At 63.2% G+C, this 19,099-nt stretch carries 16 protein-coding genes and 1 pseudogene; 4 read left to right on the top strand and 13 right to left on the bottom strand.

All coding sequences use genetic code 11. The annotated features are described in order from the left end of the window. A pseudogene (locus AB4112_RS24940) lies at window positions 1–253 on the top strand (glutamine--fructose-6-phosphate transaminase (isomerizing)); the annotation flags it as partial. Between the two features lie 63 nt (window positions 254–316). Here AB4112_RS24940 and AB4112_RS24935 read toward each other — a convergent pair. From AB4112_RS24935 to AB4112_RS24895, 9 genes are all read right to left on the bottom strand, one after another. Further along, window positions 317–1,603, bottom strand: a complete 1,287-nt coding sequence (locus AB4112_RS24935) for a polysaccharide biosynthesis/export family protein (protein ID WP_441723595.1) — start codon at window positions 1,601–1,603, stop codon at window positions 317–319. Between the two features lie 11 nt (window positions 1,604–1,614). Beyond that, entirely contained in the window at window positions 1,615–3,870 is a 2,256-nt protein-coding gene (locus tag AB4112_RS24930) for a GumC family protein (protein WP_309792227.1), read from the bottom strand. A gap of 39 nt (window positions 3,871–3,909) precedes the next feature. Next, window positions 3,910–4,737, bottom strand: coding sequence for a response regulator transcription factor (locus tag AB4112_RS24925; protein WP_309792226.1), 828 nt, complete (start codon window positions 4,735–4,737; stop codon window positions 3,910–3,912). A gap of 485 nt (window positions 4,738–5,222) precedes the next feature. Continuing rightward, window positions 5,223–6,311 (bottom strand): UDP-glucose 4-epimerase GalE, encoded by a 1,089-nt coding sequence (gene galE, locus AB4112_RS24920; RefSeq protein ID WP_309792225.1) that lies wholly within the window; start codon window positions 6,309–6,311, stop codon window positions 5,223–5,225. 66 nt (window positions 6,312–6,377) lie between these two features. Further along, on the bottom strand, window positions 6,378–7,124 hold the full coding sequence (locus AB4112_RS24915) for a Crp/Fnr family transcriptional regulator (RefSeq protein ID WP_309792224.1): 747 nt from the start codon (window positions 7,122–7,124) through the stop codon (window positions 6,378–6,380). Continuing rightward, a complete protein-coding gene (locus tag AB4112_RS24910; protein WP_309792223.1) occupies window positions 7,111–7,383 on the bottom strand; it encodes a hypothetical protein in 273 nt (90 codons plus the stop codon). The genes AB4112_RS24915 and AB4112_RS24910 overlap by 14 nt, the downstream gene beginning before the upstream one ends. Window positions 7,384–7,523: 140 nt before the next feature. Next, window positions 7,524–8,555 carry a GDP-L-fucose synthase family protein gene (locus tag AB4112_RS24905; RefSeq protein ID WP_309792222.1) on the bottom strand — a complete coding sequence of 344 codons (1,032 nt, stop codon included), beginning with the start codon at window positions 8,553–8,555 and terminating at the stop codon, window positions 7,524–7,526. Next, a complete protein-coding gene (gmd, locus tag AB4112_RS24900) occupies window positions 8,548–9,618 on the bottom strand; it encodes a GDP-mannose 4,6-dehydratase (RefSeq protein ID WP_309792247.1) in 1,071 nt (356 codons plus the stop codon). Before gmd ends, AB4112_RS24905 begins: the two co-directional genes overlap by 8 nt. A 180-nt stretch (window positions 9,619–9,798) precedes the next feature. Continuing rightward, entirely contained in the window at window positions 9,799–10,899 is a 1,101-nt protein-coding gene (locus AB4112_RS24895) for a DegT/DnrJ/EryC1/StrS family aminotransferase (RefSeq protein ID WP_441723591.1), read from the bottom strand. 626 nt (window positions 10,900–11,525) lie between these two features. Here AB4112_RS24895 and AB4112_RS24890 point away from each other — a divergent pair. The 3 genes from AB4112_RS24890 to AB4112_RS24880 are packed head-to-tail and all read left to right on the top strand — an operon-like array spanning window position 11,526 to window position 15,293. After that, entirely contained in the window at window positions 11,526–12,800 is a 1,275-nt protein-coding gene (locus AB4112_RS24890) for a glycosyltransferase family 4 protein (protein ID WP_441723589.1), read from the top strand. Continuing rightward, a complete protein-coding gene (locus tag AB4112_RS24885) occupies window positions 12,797–14,041 on the top strand; it encodes a glycosyltransferase family 4 protein (RefSeq protein ID WP_441723587.1) in 1,245 nt (414 codons plus the stop codon). Before AB4112_RS24890 ends, AB4112_RS24885 begins: the two co-directional genes overlap by 4 nt. A 10-nt stretch (window positions 14,042–14,051) precedes the next feature. After that, complete coding sequence (locus AB4112_RS24880; protein WP_441723585.1) at window positions 14,052–15,293, top strand: glycosyltransferase; 1,242 nt, start codon at window positions 14,052–14,054, stop codon at window positions 15,291–15,293. Between the two features lie 86 nt (window positions 15,294–15,379). On the opposite strand, the gene AB4112_RS24875 is transcribed toward AB4112_RS24880, so the two are convergent. The 4 genes from AB4112_RS24875 to AB4112_RS24860 all read right to left on the bottom strand — a co-directional run bounded on the left by AB4112_RS24875 (window position 15,380) and on the right by AB4112_RS24860 (window position 19,080). Next, a complete protein-coding gene (locus AB4112_RS24875) occupies window positions 15,380–16,510 on the bottom strand; it encodes an NAD-dependent epimerase/dehydratase family protein (RefSeq protein ID WP_309792217.1) in 1,131 nt (376 codons plus the stop codon). 91 nt (window positions 16,511–16,601) lie between these two features. Continuing rightward, the gene (locus AB4112_RS24870) at window positions 16,602–17,171 is read right to left on the bottom strand and encodes a serine O-acetyltransferase (protein WP_309792216.1); all 570 of its coding nucleotides are present in this window, start codon (window positions 17,169–17,171) and stop codon (window positions 16,602–16,604) included. 23 nt (window positions 17,172–17,194) lie between these two features. Further along, window positions 17,195–17,806: a hypothetical protein gene (locus AB4112_RS24865; protein WP_309792215.1), complete on the bottom strand. Its 612-nt coding sequence runs from the start codon at window positions 17,804–17,806 to the stop codon at window positions 17,195–17,197. After that, on the bottom strand, window positions 17,803–19,080 hold the full coding sequence (locus tag AB4112_RS24860; protein ID WP_309792214.1) for a hypothetical protein: 1,278 nt from the start codon (window positions 19,078–19,080) through the stop codon (window positions 17,803–17,805). Before AB4112_RS24860 ends, AB4112_RS24865 begins: the two co-directional genes overlap by 4 nt. Window positions 19,081–19,099 lie beyond the last annotated feature (19 nt).

The following is a 19,099-nucleotide window of genomic DNA, read 5'->3' as shown; positions in this document are numbered from 1 at the left end:
CGACAAGACCGTGTCGAATGTGCAGGAGGTGATGGCGCGCGGCGGCAAGGTGATCCTCTTCTCCGACCGCGAGGGCATCGAGAGGCTGGGGCCGGGCCCGGTGGCGGCGATCGACCTGCCCAGCGTCGACCCCTTCGTGGCGCCGATCCTCTACGCCGTGCCGGTGCAGCTCTTGGCCTATCACACCGCCGTGGTCAGGGGCACCGACGTCGACCAGCCCCGCAACCTGGCCAAGAGCGTGACCGTCGAATAGGACTCCTTTACGAATGACGCGCCGGCGGCACGGCCCCCGGCGCGTCCACCCACGCGGCGGCGATCAGTTGAGGGTAAGTTGCGGGCCGCGCAGCTTGATCTTTTGGGTGGCCCGTAGGATATCCCCCGGCTTGATCTCCGTCCTTTCATCGGCGGTGATCTCCTGGTACTGGCCATCCACCAGACGGGTGATGGCATAGGTCGTCGTCAAGGTGGCGACGGACTCGGAAGCGACCGTCGCCTGTCTCTTCATCTCCTCCAGGGTGGTGAGGATCGAGGCTATCTTCTGGTCGCTGCGAGCGATCTCGAGATCCGCCTCGCGGATGCCGGTGGCATCCTCATCGCTCTGCTTGCTCCGCAGCTCGACACGGCGCTGCTCGATGTCCAGCAGGTTCTGATGCGCCCGCGCGAGATAGGATTGCTGCTCCAGCATGTCGCGCTGGGCCACCGAATAGCTGCGCTGTGTCTCGCGCAGCCGCGTTAATTGGGTGAGCTTCTGGTCGGCCAGGGTTTGCATCGCCTTCACGTCCTCGGCCAGCAGGGCGAGTTCGTCACCGTGCAGCTTGATGGCCTGTTCCAGCGTCGTGATCTCCTGCTCGTAGCTGGCGCGCTGGGCCAGCATCGCTCGGTCCTGGCTCTCCATGGATTGCTTGCGGACGCTGAACAGCTTCCTTTCGCTCTCCACGATCCGGTTCAGCGCGTCGACATCCTGAACATCGTCATGCGCCGGCAGGGCGAAGGCGAAATCCTCGGCCCCGTCCATCTCGGCCTCGAGCCGGGCGCGGCGCACCTGGAGAGAGAAGCGCTGAAGCTGAGCGTCGGTATAGTCCTGCGCCGTCGAGATGAGCTGGAGCCGGCTGTTGTCCGTGGCCAGGGTCGGCTGCTTCAGCCCGCCTCCCACCGCGAGGAGCTCCAGCGCGATCATGCCTGGCCGATAAGGGTAGGGTCCCGGTTTCTCAATCTCTCCCAGGACGAACACCGGCGCGTACTCCTCGATCGACACGCTGATGGCCTTGCCCTCGGGGACGTGCTCCTCCAGCTCGGCTCCGATCCGCTTGGCGATCTCGCTCGTGCTGAGCCCGCCGACATCGACCTCGCCGAGAAGCGGATAGCCGATCATCCCGTCGGGGCCGACGCGGAACCGCCCCGTCAAGGTCTCCTGCCCAAAGACCGAGATCATCAGGGTGTCGCCAGGGCCGATGTGGTAGGCCCCGTCGCCCGCCACGGCCGGGGGCGCGGCCGCCATCCACAACAGCCCTGCGACCAGAGCGGGAAGACCGCGGTGCGCTCTGCGCGGGCCGGCGGCCTCACGGGGATACGCCGGCATCAACGTCCAGAGATCGATGGTCATGGTCCGTCCCTCTAGGCTTCCTTCACGAGCTCGATACCCTTGCCGCGCAAATCGGGCGGGGGCGGTTGATTGATTTCCGGAGACCATGCCGCGATGGTGAGGGAGTTGGGCTCGTAGCGTGTCTGCCGGCCTGCGGGGACGTCGTTGAGGATAACGCCAGAGACCGTGACGCCGCGGAAGGCGAGCTGCCTGATGGAGGTGGCGACATCTTCCTTGTTCGTCCGGCCCCAGCGCACGACCAAGATGGTTGCGTCCGCCAAGGCCCCCATCTGGGCCGCGTCGGTGGATGTCGAGGCCGGGGCGGTGTCGAGAATGATGAGATCGTATCGCTTCCTCAGCTTCGAGAGCGCCTCCCGCAGACTGCCGCCGCCAAAGATGCAATCGAGGGACTCTCCGAGCAGTGCCGGGGCGATGAAATGAGCCTGGGATCGCGGATCGATCTGGATCACTTCCTCCAATGCCTCCGAGCAGCCGGCAGCCTTGGGCTCCGGCGGGGCCGCGGAAGACCCGAACTGGGCCGCTATCGCGGGTTTGCGCAGATCGGCGTCGACGACGAGCGTCTTGAGCCCTGCTCGGGCCGCCGAGCGCGCAATCGAGACCGCCAGGCTGGTCTTACCCTCGCCGGCATGGACCGATGTGAACATCAGGACCTGGGCGCGCCGGGTTGCCGGCGCCAGCTGGAGCGTCGATCGTAGCGTGCGGATGGCCTCGCTGAAGGCGGACCGTGGCTGATCCAGCACGAAGGCGGACACCGGTGTCGCTCGCCTCCCCTTCTGAATCCGGGGGACGAGATCCATCACGGGAATGCCGATCGCCTGCTCCAGATCCTCCGGGGAGCGGACCCGGTCGTCGAGATTCTCGCGCAGCAGCGCGAGGCCGAAGCCAAGGCCGAGGCCGGCCAGCAGGCCCAGCCCGGCATAGGGAACCAGTTTCGGGCTTGCCGGCACAGATGGCGGTTCGGCCTCGGAGACCATGCGGGCCTCACGAACGGCGTAGCCTTGCTGCTCGATCGTCTGCTTATAACGGTTGAGGTAAGTCTCGTAGATTGTGCGGTCGGCAGTCGCCTCGCGCTCGAGCTGGTTCAACTGCACCCGAGCGTCGCTGGTGTTGGTCAGATCGGCCTCGGCCTCATGGAACGCGGCCTGCAACGCGCTTTCCTTGCGCCGGGCGACATCGAGCTCATTGTCTAGGCTCTTGAGCACGCGCTGCACTTCGGCCGCGATCTGCTGCCTGAGCGAAGCCAGCTGCGACTCAAGGGACGGCAGCTGGCTGCTCTTCACCGCGCCCGTGTCCTGCAGTTCGGACAGGCTGCGCTCGAGCTTCGCCTGTTCGGTCCGAAGGGCCTGGATCGTGGCCGAACCCAGGACCTGCGCGAAATTGTCCAGACCGCCCTCATTTTGCGAGAGGGCCTTCGCGGTGTCGAGGCGGGCCTCGGCATCGGCACGGCTGGAACGGGCCTGGACGAGCTCAATGTTGAGGGCATTGATCCGCTGCGTCTCAAGCGTCGTGCCGTCGGACTCGATGAGCCCGGCGTCGCGTCGGAAGCGCTCGGCCGCGGCCTCGGAGACTTCGAGCCGTTGCCGCAGGTCGTCGAGCTTCGCTCCGAGCCATTCGCTCGCCTGTCGCGTGGCCTCGGACTGGACCGAGGCTTGGTAGGACAGATAGGCTTCGCCGAACGCGTTGGCAGCCTCTGCGGCGAATTCCGGATCCCCGGCCGAATAGGAGATGAAGATCGTGTAGGAACGACCGTCATTGCTCACCTGGAGGTTTTCGAGCAGACGACCGATCACATCAGGTTTCGGCGCCCCCGCTCCCGCATCGGATAGCGCCGCGGGCGGCTCCGGCGAAGCCGACCCGACCACCGTATCCCAGCCGTTCCCGATCCACCGCTCGATCCTCTGTCGAAAGGTTTCAGCCAGAGGCGGCGCGATGTCCCCGGGCGCGTATCCCCTGCGCTCGAGAATACCGGCAACGCGTTCGGCCATCGTGCGAGATGCGATGACGTCCAGTTCGGTCCGAAGAACCGGACTGTCTTGCGGCATGGGAGAAATCACTGCATCGGCTGGCAGAATCTGGACTCGACGCGCATCGAGCGCGATGACGACCTCCGCGACGTAACGGGGTTCCGCCTGCAGGTAGAGAAAACCTGCGATAGCCGTGGCGGCCCCCACCGAGATCCAAACCGCCAGCTTCCGTCTACGCAATATGCGCAGATAGTCCTGCAGACCCCGCATATGATGCCCAGAGCCATTCACGATCTCTATCACGGCAGCACCATCCAGATTGCAATATTATAGAGTCTACCCTCAGCACACGGATCGGTCCGGACCGGATCCTCTTGGCATCATATCGTTTATCTTATAAGCAACCTCGGTTCTGTTCTTGGCTTTTAGTTTCTTCATAATATTTCTGATATGTACCTTTACCGTGCTCTCGCAAAGATTAAGTTCATAGGCGATAATCTTGTTCGCCTTGCCTCGACGCAGCGCGTCGGCTACTGCCGCCTGACGCGCCGTGAACAAGCCGTCCATCGCATTGCTCTGATGCGGCTTTTCTCCGGACAAATGCTGCCGGAAGGAGGCAAGGCTGCTTGCTGGAACGAATATTCCGCCCGCCCGTGCCAGGCGGACCGCCTCGATGGCGACGTCTAGCCCCACGCTGGTTGGGATGTAACCTCGAGCTCCGTACTCCAGGATCTTCATGACATGAGCCATGTCTTCCACGTCACCGATGACGATCGTGGGAATTCCCGGAAAGTCCGTTGCGAGGGACTTCACCGCATCCACCACATCCTGGTCGGCTGCATTCCTCCACCCGATGTTGAACAGGATCGCTGACACCTGGTCGTGGATGTCCGCGGTGTTCCGCCATCCGTCTATGTCCGAGAAGGCAGATGCCTCGATATTCGCGTTTCGGGATCTAAATCCCCGGGTAAGGCATTCCAGCTCAAGTTTCCTATAGTCGATCACCGCCAGATGCATATTGCCGTTGCTCTCGATAGACACTCTGTCATCCGAGGACCTGGACTTGAAATCGCTCGCGTCGGGGAAGTCATATAGTTTTGAACTTGCCTCGGCCGCCTCGATATAGTTCTTTGCAGCGCCATCGGCAGAAAATTGCAGATTGTAAGACATATTATTTCCCTCTGTAGAAGCCATCTCCGTTCGTCAGAGCGACATTGCATCAATTTTTATGCAAATTACTGCTTGTTGCTCCGGAGCAATTCTTCCAACCCCCCTTCGATTTCTCAGGAGAGAGAAGGAAAAACTTCCGAACTCTCCATTAAACCTGCATGTCGCTTTGGTATAAATTGGAGGATCCTATCCACGGGTCGAATACACCCGAGCCCAGGATCATCGATAAGGATAATATCCGTTTTGCCCTCTTTGGGAATTAACCTGAATTAGGCGAAATGTACTCCTTTGGGGCCATCCGCGCCGACAGGTCTTCTCAACATATGCAAAAATGGGGCTGCGGATGCTGCCAACCCGTCTATCGTGCCAACGGCCGCGCAAACTGAGGATGGGCACGCCCCACTTTGGACATCCGCGCGCCCGCGCCATTGACCGATCGATGGCGGGTCCCGACCCGAAGGGGTAGGGTCGGAACCCGGTTCAGTTTAGTCCGACGGCTGCGCCGCCGGCGGATCGACTGCCGACGGGCTTCCGGCACCCGGCGGGAACGGGAGGCAGGAGGATCCGAAGCCGCCCGGATGGCGGGAATGCCAGATCCATGCCGTCCGGATGATCGTCTGCAGATCGCTGTGCAAGGGCTTCCAGCCCAATTCGCGCCGCAGCTTCCCAGAATTCGCCACCAGGGCGGCCGGATCCCCCATGCGTCGCGGCCGCATGATCGTTGGGATGGGGCGGCCCGTTACCCGCTCGGCGGCCGCGACGATCTGACGAACGCTGTACCCCGCGCCCGATCCGACATTGTATGCGAGTGCCCCGGACGATCGGAGCGCGATCAGGGTCCTGACATGCGCATCGGCGAGGTCGAGGACATGGACGTAGTCCCGGACGCAGGTTCCGTCCCGCGTCGGGTAGTCGTTCCCGAAAATGTCGATATGCGGCCGGCGCCCCTGCGCCACCTGGAGAACCAGCGGGATAAGATGCGTCTCGGGGCGGTGGTCTTCCCCGAGATCCCCACCCGGCTTGGCGCCGGCCGCATTGAAATACCTCAAGACGGCTGTGCGGATCCCATGGCTGCGCTCGGCCCAGAACAGGACCCGCTCGCACATACGCTTGGATTCGCCATATGGGTTGCCGGGCGAGACGACTTGATTCTCATCGATGTCCGAGCCATCCCGGCTCTCGAATATGCTGGCGGTCGACGACAGGATGAAGCTGCGCGTGCCATGGTCGATCGCAGCCTGCAGGACGTTACAAAGCGTGCCGACATTGTCACGCACATAATCGATCGGACGCGTGTTCGATTCACCCACCAGGGTCCGGGCGGCGAAGTGCATGACCGCATCATATTGTCGCTCCGCGAACACCTGGTTGATCGTGCCGACCTGCCGGAGGTCGGCGAGGACAAAGGACGCGGTGGGCGGGACGGCTGCGCGATGCCCGGTCGAGAGATCATCGACGACGGTCACCCGGAAACCTAACTCACAGAGCAGCCAGGCGACATGGCTTCCGACGAAGCCCGCCCCTCCTGTGACGAGGACATTCTCGACCGGCTCGATCGGGTGGTGGTGCTTCATCAACGAACTCCCCATTTGCAGGGACGCCGCAGGTCATCCAACACGGCGCCAGGCGCCCTTTCCCATTCAATTGCCGAAGATCTTGCGCGACGCCTCACGGCCCCGGCCGAGATAGGCGGCATCGAAGTGGGCGATATCGATGAGCCCTTGCCGGTTGAGAAACTCGACTTCCGAGTTTCGGAAGACGACGAGCCCGAGCTGGCGCAGGTGCCGCAGGACGCGATTGACATGGACGGACGTCAGTCCAAGCGCATTGGCAAGGTCGTGCTGTGTGAGCGGGCAGAAGAACCCGGCTGAGTTGCCCTGGCCGATCAATTCGAGCCGGACGGACAGTTCGAGAAGAAGGTGAGCCATGCGGCCCGCGGCGGATCTGCGTCCGAGTGCGACCAGACGCTCTGCCGCGATGGAACCCTGGAGGCTGGCGCTCCAGAGGATTGCTCCACCCAGGCGCGGCCACCGCGCGGACATTGCAAGCAGCGATTGCGGCGAGACCGTTGCAGCATCCACCGGCGTAATGCTGGCGAAGCCAAGGCCGGCCCCGTTCAGAAAAATTCCTTGCAGACCAAAAATATCTCCCGGCAATATAAAATCTATAACTTGCCTCTGCCCATTCGACAGATCCTTAAAAGAATATCCCCAACCTTCATTTAAGATAAATACTGATTCATAATTTTCATAATATTCTATCAACTCAACTCTTGCCATATACTTATTATTCTCGATTACAATCTTTTGTAGCGCAGCGATCTCAGATGGCGACGGAGAAAAGTATCGGCCAATCTTCAATAAAAAAGCGCTTTCAATTGCTTTCATATTTATATTTGCCATCGAACTCTGATTTCATCATTGCATCGAAATCAATCAACTCCCATGCCTCTTCCCAAAATATGAGCGATTTTCGTAGGAACCCATGAGATCCTCTCATCGGCCCCCACGACTCCGCTTCACCCGATCTTCCGCGGGACAGGCCCTCACCGCGATCGGAGGCATCCACCCAGCCAACCTCCCGACATGCTGCAACCCCGGCCGAAGGTTGAAGATGGCCATCATCGGTCTCCTCGAAAACTGACATGGCGCCACCTACCATCCGCTTCGGACCAATTTGTGCGCATGCATCTAATTTTCTTCATACTTATTATAAATTAAGATCTACTTGTATGCACCGGTGTCAAGTCCTACTTAGCCGCCGAGCCTAAAGTAGCCCAACCGGGATTAGCCGAACGACAGGGCGGATGACGCCGAACGCGACAGCTCCACCTCCACTTCACAGCCTACAGCGCCGGCGTCCTGACGTGTCTCCTCGAGCCACCAGCGATAGGTGCTCCGTATTCCACTTTCCAGGTCCGTTCCGGCTCGCCAGCCAAGATGCGCGATGCGCCCGATGTCGAGCAGCTTCCGCGGCGTGCCATCCGGCCGGCTGCTGTCGAAGGCGAACGTTCCCTCGTAACCGACCACCTTGGCGATGGTCAGGGCAAGGTCGGCGATGGAAATGTCGGATCCCGTCCCGATATTGATCGGCACGGGATCCTCATGGCGTTGCATGGCGATGACACAGGCATCGGCGAGATCATCGACATGCAGGAACTCACGGCGCGGCCGTCCCGACCCCCAGATCCCGACATTCGGTTGGCGCTGGACCTTCGCCTCGTGGATCCGACGGATCAGCGCCGGCAGGACATGGGAAGTCTCCAGATCGAAATTGTCGTTGGGACCGTACAGGTTGGTCGGCATCGCTGAGATGAACCGGCATCCATACTGCCGGGCGTAACATTCCACCATCTTCACCCCGGCGATCTTGGCGATGGCATAAGGCTCGTTGGTCTTCTCAAGGGCACCGGTGAGGAGCTGCTCTTCGCGGATCGGCTGGGCCGTGTCCCGGGGATAGATGCAGCTGGACCCCAGATACAGCAGCTTTTCGACACCGATGCGATAGGCCGTGTGGATCACGTTGGCGCCAATCATCAGGTTCTCGTAAAGGAACTCCGCCGGGTAGGTCGCATTGGCGACGATCCCGCCCACCCTTGCCGCCGCAGCGAAGATGATCTCCGGCCGTTCCCGTCGCATCCAGGCCTCGGTGGCAGCCTGGTCGGTCAGGTCGACCTCCGTCCGGTCGACGAAGAGCAAGGCGCAGCCCTCCCGCGCAAGACGGCGGACCAGAGCCGATCCCACCATACCCCGGTGGCCACTGACCCAGACGCGCTTGCCGCGCAGATCAAGGGGCCGTCGCCTGATGTCGTCATTCATAGCGGTCATTGCGTCCGGCCTCGCGCATCACAGCCACCAGATCCGAATTCACCATCTCGGCGACCAGGTCGGGAAAGGAAGTGGTGTGGCTCCAGCCGAGCTTCTCCCGGGCTTTAGCCGGATTGCCGAGCAGGAGGTCGACCTCGGTCGGTCGGAAGTAGCGGGGATCGATCTCGATCAGCGGCGCGCCGGTCCTGGCGTCCAGCCCTTTCTCGTCGACACCTGTTCCAGCCCATTCGATGTCCCGGCCCGCAACACGGAAGGCGAGTTCGACGAACTCCCGCACGGTGTGGGTCTCCCCCGTGGCAAGCACGTAATCGTCCGGCACGTCTTGTTGGACGATCCGCCACATCCCGTCGACATAATCGCGCGCATGGCCCCAGTCGCGCTGCGCATCCAGATTGCCTAGATACAGGCTTGTCTGGAGGCCTCGCTCGATTGCCGCCACCGCGCGGGTGATCTTGCGGGTGACGAAGGTCTCTCCCCGGATCGGGCTCTCATGGTTGAACAGGATTCCGTTCGATGCGTGAAAGCCGTACGCCTCGCGATAGTTGACGGTCATCCAGTAGGCGTAGAGCTTGGCGATCGCGTAGGGGCTGCGGGGATAGAATGGCGTCCGCTCGTCCTGAGGAACCGCCTGGACCCGCCCGAACAACTCGGACGTCGATGCCTGGTAGAACCGGCACTGGTCACCGAGCTTGAGGATCCGCAGTGCCTCCAGCAGCCGCATCGTGCCGAGGGCGTCGGCGTTGGAGGTGTACTCCGGAGTCTCAAAGCTGACCTGCACATGGCTCTGCGCGCCGAGATTATAGATCTCATCGGGCATCACGTCCTGGATGATGCGGCAAAGGTTGGTCGAGTCGGTGAGATCACCGTAATGGACATGGAAGCGCACTGCATCACCGTGCGGATCCTGGTAGAGATGATCAATCCTTTGAGTGTTGAAGGACGAGGACCGTCGCTTGATTCCATGGACGATATAATTTTTGGAAAGAAGAAGTTCTGCCAGATACGCGCCATCCTGACCAGTAACTCCAATAATCAAGGCCACCTTCTCTGGCATCATGCACTCCAAATATCCTATAAGAGGGCAAGCTTCTGTCGACAATTCTATCTATAATTTAAATTTTTAGGCGCCGATCGGCATCCTATACAAAAGGCGAAAACCTCTACCTATGCAGGGCATGACCTTACTCCTCCATTGGATGCTCCCCCTTCGGAGTCCTATCCTGGCCACAACGCCTCATGATCGGCTGAGTTCGTTCACCGTCTGGGCAATCCGCTCGACCGCAGGGACGGACAATTCGGGATAGATCGGCAACGACAGTGTTTGTGCCGACAGGGCCTCGGAGACGGGAAACCGACCGGGCCCATAGCCCAATCCCGCATAGGCCGGCTGGAGATGGACGGGCAGCGGATAGTGGATGCTGGAACCGATGCCGGCCTGCGCCAGCCGCGCGCGCACAAGATTCCGCTCGGCGATTCTGATGGCGTAGATCTGGTAGGCGTGCTCTCCACCGACGGGTGGCGCCTGCGCCTGGATTGGGGCTCCGGCGAACACCCGATCGTAGAATGACGCCACATGCCGCCGGGAGCGGATCCATCCGTCCAGATAGCGGAGCTTGACGCCCAGGGATGCGGCCTGGATGGCGTCCATGCGGTAGTTGAAGCCGTGGCGGACGTGGTTATGCCTGCTGATCTGGCCCATGTCCCGCAGGCATCGGATCGACTCGGCGAGGTCCGCCCGATCCGTAACGACCGCACCGCCATCCCCGCAGCCCCACAGGTTCTTGCCGGGATAGAAGCTGAAGCATCCCATGTCGCCGAACGTGCCCGCGGCAGAACCGTTGCGCTCCGCCCCGTGCGCCTGCGATGCGTCCTCGATCACCCACAGGCGATGACGCCGTGCGATCGGCAAAATCCGCTCCATGTCGGCGATGCGGCCATGCAGATGAACCGGCACGATAGCCTTGGTCGCCGGGGTCAGTACCGCCTCGATCGCCGCGGGGTCCATCGTCCAGGTCTGCGGATCAACGTCGACGAGGATCGGCTTGGCCCCGGCATAGAGAATGGCCGCGACCACCGCGACGAAGGCGGCTGGAACCGTCACCACCTCGTCGCCCGGCCCGATGCCGGCCGCAAGGAGGGCCAGGTGCAGCGCCGAGACTCCGGCATTGACGGCGATCGCCTCCCGCGCCCCGCAATAGGCAGCAAAGGCATCCTCGAATTCAGAGATGACGGGATTCGCCGCATAGTCGCCGCCTCTGATGACCTCGAGCATCGCCCGCTCGAGCTCCGCCTCAATGCTGCGGTGCTGCGCAGCCAGATCCAGGAACGGAATCATGATCCTTTGGGGTTGCCACGGCGGCTGGTGTTTTCGTGCTGATCCATGACGAGAGGCCATCCAAACTTGTGGTGGGGTGTAGGCGAAGAGCGCTGATGCGTCAGAAGGCCTGTTCCGCCCTTGCTGCCTCCATTAGGTCGCAAAAGCTCCAAGCCTATTAGTTCATTACTATATTATGCGCCCCGAAGTTCTGTATTCTCAGACCCGAGCTTTGAATTGGGCCGGCCACTAACAGGGTAGTTCAAATCAGCATAGCTCCCGCACAGACAGGCAAGAGGTTGACAAAGAGGGATAGGGTCGGCCGCTAAAAGCGATCAGCCACGGAAGTCGGCTCATCCATCCGGATAGTCCTGCCGGCGGCAAATTCCGTACTCGTCGGCACGCCCCTACGACGGCAGGAGGCTGAAGGTTCGCCGCGATACCGCCTTTGCCTCCCTTGTTGAGTCCGGCAGCGTCTCCTCAAAATAACGTTCGAGCAGCCTATAGAATCAGCGCGATACCTCCGCAAACGACGGGGGCCGCTCCTGCACCTTCTGAGATGACACCGTCGCCGGCGTCTCGTCGACGACCTCGATCATTGTTTCGCAATCCGACGATTCACTCCACGATCCGCGAGCGACGGAGAGATGAAGATCATTCTGGCGAACCGCTATTTATATCCGGATGAATCGGCGACGAGCCGCATGACGTCCAGCCTTGCTTTCACGCTCGCCCGGAGGGGGTTTTCCGTCCATGGCTTGGCCAGCAGGCAATTCCACAACAACCGAGACAGGCATCTTTCAGGCCGCGAGGTGATGAACGGCGTCACCATCCACCGCATGCCGACGTCCGGCTTCGGCCGAGACCGGTTGTGGGGCCGGGCGCTCGACTACATCACCTTCCATCTCAGCGCGATGCTATGGGTGCTCTGGAACGTGGAAGCGGGGGATGTCTGCGTGGTCTGCACCGACCCGCCGCTGCTGTCCGTCACCCTGGCCCTGCCCCTCAGGCTGAAGCGGGCCCAGATGGTGAACTGGCTTCACGACCTGTTTCCCGAGGTCGCGCTGGAGCTGTCCGTCGTCAGGAGGGGCTCGGCCGCCCGGCTGGCGCTGGCCGCGCGCGACTGGTCGCTTCGCGGGGCCTTGTGGAATGTCGCTCCGATCGATCAGATGGCCCAGTTTCTTGAGCACCGCCGGATCCCCAAAGAGCGCCTCGCCGTTGTCCACCACTGGTCGGACGGCGCCGCCATCCAGCCGATCCCTCGGAGCCGGAACCGGCTTCGTCGGGAGTGGGGGCTGGGTGAAGCTTTCGTCGTCGGCTATTCCGGCAATTTCGGACGGGCTCACGAATTCGATACTATCCTGGGCGCCGCGGCACGGCTGAAGCACCGCGACGACATCCGTTTCCTGTTCATCGGCGGGGGGCACCAGCGAGCAGCCATCGAAGCCGAGATCCGGGCGCAGCGGCTTGACAATATCATCCTGAAGCCGCTGCAGCCGCGCGAGTTCCTGGCCGAAAGCCTCGGCGTCGCCGATGCTCACCTGGTGTCGCTTCTGCCTCCGCTCGAGCCCTTCGTCATCCCGAGCAAGTTCTACGGCATCCTGGCCGCCGGCCGGCCGACTCTCTTCATCGGCGATCCGAAGGGCGAGATCGGGGGTATCCTGGAACAACACGACTGCGGTCATGCGGTCGCCATCGGCGACAGCGAAGCACTCGCCTGCCATATCCTGGACATGCGAGAATCGCCCGAGCAACTCGACCGCCTCTCGACCAATGCCCGGCGTCTGTTCGAGATCGATTACACCGAAGACCGCGGATGCTCAGCCTGGACCAAGCTCCTGTCGCGGTTCATGCCGTTGGCCGCTGTCGGCGGCGCGCTCCCGCAGGCCGAGGCTCCCGCAGACGAGAGGAGCCGGCCGTGAAGGAACAAGTGGTCGTCAGCCAGCTTGGTGCCCGCATGGACTATGCGGTGCCACGCATCCTGAACGCGCATGGCGCGCTTGAGCATTTCTACACCGATATCTGCGCCATCAGAGGATGGCCCCGGCTCGCCGGACATGTTCCGCCTCGGTTCCTGCCCCGAGGGGTCCGACGGCTCGTCGGGCGAAAGCCATCGGGCATTCCGCCGCAGCGAATGACCTGCTTCACCAATCTCGGCTTGTCCTATGCGCTGCGGCGCATGCGCGCCAACGGGGCTTCCGACGAGATGGAAGCGGCGCTGGATGCGGGGAGGCGCCTGTCCGAGCTTGTCGTCCGCCATGGCTTCGGCGAGGCCACCGGTTTCTACGGCTTCGTCCGCGAGTGCCTGGAGCAGCTCCAGGCGGCCCGGTCCCGAGGCCTGTGGACGGCGGTCGAGCAGAATATCGCCGCGCGGGAGACCGTCGACCGCCTGGCGTGGGAGGAGCAGGAGCGGTTCCCGGACTGGGAGAGACCCGCCATGCCAACGGCGTCTGCGGAAGCCTTCGGCACTCGCGAGAAGGCGGAGTGGGCCGAGGCCGACATGATCGTCTGCCCGTCCGAGTTCGTCCGGCAGACGGTGGCGGACAGCGGCGGTCCGGCCCATCGCTGCATCGTCGTTCCCTATGGCGTCGACACGCGGTTCCAGATCCCGGTGCGCAATCGGCAGCAGGGTCCGCTACGGGTCCTCACCATTGGCACGGTGGGACTTCGCAAAGGATCGCCCTACATCCTGGAGGCGGCCAGGCAGATGCGGGGACAAGCCGTCTTTCGCATGGTCGGATCCGGGAAAGCCCCGGCGGCGGCCCACGCCGGCCTGGACGGGGTCGCCGAATTCACCGGCCCCATCCCGCGGCTGGAGATCATCGCCCAATATGCCTGGGCCGACGTCTTCCTGCTGCCGTCGCTGTGTGAGGGATCGGCTACGGTGATTTATGAGGCGCTGGCGGCTGGCCTGCCTGTCGTTACTACCCTCAATTCCGGCAGCGTTGTCCGTGACGGCATAGACGGGTTTATCGTCCCCATCCGCGACGCCGGGGCCATCACGAACGCCCTCCGGCTGTTGCACGACGACCGCGCCCAGCTCTTCGAGATGTCGTACAACGCCCGATTCCGGGCCCGGGACTTCGACTTGCCGTCATATGGCCGCCGCCTCTGCGATGCACTTGATCAGGCCCGCGCTGCAGCGACCATCCGCGCTCTCTAGAAGGCTTCCCATGCTCCAGCACCGCGTCCAGCTCCAGTCCGATCGATCCGCCACCATGCGCCACAACCGGGCCTCGCGCCGGATCAAGATCGCCCATCTGATGCCGACGGTTTGCCTGTCCGATGGCGGGCCACCCACAGCCCTCAGGCTGCTGTGCGAGGCCACGCGGCGGTCACAGGCGATCTCGCTCGGGGTGTTCGCGCTCGAGCGCGACGCCGGCTCCGATCGACAGGGGTGGGGAGACGTTCCGATCCATCTGTCGCCTGTCCGGGGTCCCCGCAGCTTCGGCTATTCCCGGAGCCTGCAGGCCGCGCTGCGCGAGAGCGATGCGGATCTGCTGCATGTTCACGGGCTATGGATGTACACGTCCATCGTGGCGAAGCAATGGGCCGCGCGCACCCGCAAGCCCTACCTGGTCAGCCCGCACGGAATGCTCGATCCCTGGGCTTTGGCAAACCGCGGCTGGAAGAAGCGGATCGCGATGCGCATGTACGAGGACACGCATCTGCGAGGGGCATCCTGCCTGCACGCGCTGTGTGAATCGGAAGCTCAGTCGATCCGGGCCCTTGGGCTGACGGCACCCATCTGCCGCGTTCCGAATGGCGCCGTGCTGCCTGACCAAGCCCTGCTCCGATCTGAATGGAGGACGCGTCTGCCCGCGGATGCGCGTATCCTGCTGTATCTTGGCCGGCTGACGCCCAAGAAGGGGCCGGCCCCGCTCATCCGGGCCTGGGCCACTCTCGACCCTGCAGCTCGGTCGGAATCGCCCTGGCATCTCGTTTTCGTCGGCCCCGGCTCCGAAGCCTATTGCGCGGAGCTCCAGGCACTGGCTTCGGCCCTCGGAGTCGGCGAGTCGGTCCATTTTATCGGCCCGCTCTATGGTGAGGACAAGGTGACAACCCTAGCCTCGGCCGATGCGTTCATACTGCCGTCCTTCAGCGAAGGCATGCCGAACGCGGCGCTGGAAGCGTGGGCTCACGGCCTGCCGTCGCTCCTCACCCCACAGTGCAACCTGCCGGAAGGCTTTGAGCACGGGGCCGCGCTCTCCATCGATCCGAACGAGCCGGCGATCGCGGATGGGCTTCGGCGGCTGATGGGCATGACCGACGACGAACGCAAGGCGATGGGGGCGCGCGGACGGGCCCTGGTCGCGAGCCGATTCTCCTGGCCGGTGGTCGCATCACAGTTCGAGGATGTCTATCGCTGGCTGCTCGGCCTTCAGGCGCAGCCGGAGATCGTCGACGCCGGCTGACCTGTCCGGGCCTTCGCGGATGACAAGGCGTGCGCTGCCGGGCGCACGCCGATGTCCCGCCAGCGTCGCCGGCGGGACACCGGCCCTCAGGCCGCGTCAGTGTCGACCGCGGCCGCAACCGATATCAAGACCGGTGCCCTAGGCTTACGAAGCGACCGCCTGGTCGGCTGGCGACGGCGAGCCTTCGTGCTCTTCGGCACTGCTTCCAGCCCTCCGTGATACTCTCGGTACCAGTCGATGAAGGCGCTGACGCCGGCGTCCACCCGGGTTTGCGGGATGTAGCCGGTCAGCGCCTCGAGCAGATTGGGCGCGGCGAAGGTCTTCGGGACGTCCCCCGGCTGCATTGGCAGCATGCGCCGGACCAAGCGGCCTCCGAGGTGACGCTCGATCGTGTTGATGAAGGGCAGCAGCCCCACCGGAGCCCCACCACCGATATTGACGATCCGGAACGGCGCGACCGCCGAGAGGCTGTCTCTGCCTCCCTCGAAGACCACGGGCCTTCCCTTTACCGGCACCACGTCGGCGAGGCGGGCCAGGGCTTCGACGAGATCGTCGACATAGGTGAAGTCCCGCTCCATCTGGCCCTCGCCATAGACGTCGATCGCCTCTCCCTTCATGGCCGCTGAAACGAACTTGAACAGCGCCATGTCCGGTCGCCCCCAGGGGCCGTAGACCGTGAAGAAGCGCACGACGGTGGTCGGAATGTCATGGAGGTGCGAATAGGCATGTGCCATGGCCTCCCCCGCCTTCTTGGAGGCGGCATAGAGCGTCATCGGCTCGTCGGTAGCATCAGCCTCGGTGAACGGGATCTTCGCGTTCGCGCCATAGACCGAGCTGGTGGAGGCTACGATCAGATGCCGGATCTGGAGTTCCCGCACCACTTCCAGCAGGTTGAAAGAACCGATGAGGTTGGAATCGATGTATGCTCTCGGATTCTCCAGGCTGTAACGGACGCCGGCCTGCGCCGCCAGATGGATGACCACATCCGGCTCCGCCTCGCGGGCCGCCTGACGGAGCCGACCGGCATCCTCGAGCAGGCCGATCACGGGCTGGAACCGGGGACTCTCGGCCAGGATGGCGTGGCGCCGCTCCTTCAGGCTCACATCGTAATAGGGAGTCATCCCGTCATAGCCGAAGACGAAAGCGCCCCCGGCGAGCAGCAGGCGGGCCAGGTGGAAGCCGATGAAGCCGGCCGTGCCGGTTATAAAATACCGCATTCAAGACACCCCTGCTTTGACGACACGCCCTGGGGCCGGCAACTGACGGCAGCGGCGCGAGCCAAGCCGTCATGCCGCCCGGCTCAACTCTTCATGCCCGAAGCCCCCTGCGCACCGCTTCGCCACGGGAGAGGACAGATCCGCATGGCAGCACGCGCGCCGGGTTGCCAGCGGCGACGCACCCGGCCGGGATGTCGGACCGCACCAGCGACAAGGCCCCGATCAACGCGCCGCGGCCGATCGTGACGTCGCCGATGACGACCGCGTTGGTGCAGATGACGACCTGGTCCTCGATGACCGGATACGAGCTGCCATTCGGCTTTCCGGCCCCGAGAGTGACATTCTGGTAAAGGACCACACGGCTCCCGACCCGGACGCCGTGCCCGATCACAATCCCGACCGCGTGCGGCAGGCTGAGCCCCGGCCCGATCGTCGCGCTGGGCTCGATATAACAATGGGTCAGGAAGATGCTCAGCCGGTTCAGGATGGCTCCGGCCGCGCGCCCCGTCCGCCCCAGCTTCACCAGGCAGTGGCAGATGCGATGATTTGCGATCGCGAAGAAGCCCGGATGGTAGAGATAGGCCAGTACGCCGCGCAGCCACCCTCTCCTGCCCGTATTGGCCTCGAGATCGTCCGCCAGTGTCTGCCAGAGGTTCGGCACGGTGCCCTCGCCGACGGTTGGGTTCAGGATCCGGCGCGTGGCCGGGACGGGCCGCTGCGACGCCGCTCCGGCGGCGCAAACCGCATCCGGGATCGGATGAGGCGGATGGGATTGCCGGCATGGATCGTCCAGGGATCGAGGTCCCGGAAGGCAACGCCCCGTGCCCCGAGCACAGCGCCCTCACCGACAGTCACGCCGGGGCCGACGAAGGCCTCGGCCGCCACCCAGGCCTGGGGACTGATGGTGATCGACCGCGCGCGCAGCGGAAACCGCGGATCGTCGACGTCGTGTGTGCCGGTGCACAGATGTGCGCCCTGAGACACAATGGCGAAGTCGCCGATCGTGACCGGGGCCACATTGTAGCAGATCACCCGCGGGGCGATGACGGCATGCCGCCCCACTATGAGATGTGGCGGCCACCAGATCGATGTCTGGCCGTAAACCCGTGCGGTCGGATCGATCCGCGCCCCGAAGGCCAGCAGCACCAGGCGCCGCCATCTGTGGAACGGCCGCGGCGTCCAGGCGCCCAGAAGGCTCCAGCAGATCGACCAGGCGAAGCGTCGCAGCCGATCGCTCAAGGCGAACGTCGGGCCGCCGAGCAGCGGCTCCAGCTGCGATGTCTCGAGGCTTTTCATGATGCTCTCACGATCGCGGCGACGGCCGCAGGCTGCGCGGATGGCGCGCGGATCCGGGCGTAGAGCAGGCACGGGATGAGGAATGCCGCGACATGGACCCATTCCGACAGGACCCATTGGGTGTAATGCGAGATCGAGTTCATCGCAGGCACCGCCAGCAGCATGTAGAACATCTGCGGCGCGGCGTAGCCGGCCATGGCGGCGCCGTAGAGGCGGCTCATGAAATAAGCGAGGAGAAAGAACTTAATCGAACCGAACCACCAGAACGACGCGAAGGCGTCGGTCATTCCAGTCTCGGACGTGCCGGTCGGCCGGTCGTAGCCACGGTCGATCTGCTCCTCTTCCATGCCGATATACAGCGATTCCTTCAGCGCGGGGCCGACCAACTGCTGCGGGACATAGTTCCAGACCAAGGTGTCCCAATGGATCGTGCCGAAATCGAACGCAGTGTTCCGCTCCATGGCGTTGATCCGCAGGATGGCGTTCCGCACTTCCGGGCCGCCCTTGGACAGCATCTGCTCGAATTTCGCGATCGGTGATATCTCGGACAGGCTCGACAAGGTCGGGTTGTCGTTGGTCTTACGGCTCATCTCACGATAGTCGTGCGTCGCGCTCGCCAGCACGGTGCCCACAACGATCCAGCTCAGGAACAGGATGTGCGGAATGGACCGGCGCCGATAGAACCAGACCGCCATGGCGAACATCAGGACCAGCTGTGTCGTCTCGCTGCGCTTGCCGGTCATGATGATGCGGTCGAGGTAGAACATGGTGTCGACCATGACGATGATCAGCGCCGGCCAGGATGGCCGGAAGCAAAAGCAGAGCAGCGCGATACAGAGGCCGTAGCGCAGAAGCTTGGAGAAGAAGAACAGCACCACGTTCCCGCCGGAGAACATGGTGTACACAGCTTCGTCGATCGGAATCTCGGCGAGCTTGTGGTAGAAATAGGCGCCGACTGCCGACAAAAGTCCCGCGACGACCAGTAACCGCTTCTCGCTGAAACGCCACTGGAAGGATCGCATCACCGGCCGGTTGGGCATCCATCCCACCCGGCACATGGCGATGCACATGATCGTGAAGATGATGGTGGTCTGATACGAACCCGGCGGCAGGAAAGGGTCGTTCGCCAGCCCCGGCAGCTGCGGCAGGATGAACGAGAACGTCATCGTCGCGGCCAGGAACGGGTATTCGTAGATCTTGCCCGGACGCGTCCCCGCGGCGAGCAGCATCCAGACGACAAGTGCGACGAGGAGGCAGGTGACGATCCAGTTCATCGCAAGAACCGGTTCATCG

The organism is Inquilinus sp. 2KB_23 (assembly GCF_052115705.1).
Classification (GTDB): Bacteria; Pseudomonadota; Alphaproteobacteria; order DSM-16000; family Inquilinaceae; genus Inquilinus; species Inquilinus ginsengisoli_A.
Note: the sequence above shows the minus strand (reverse complement) of the source record. Positions and strands in the feature narration are given on the sequence as shown.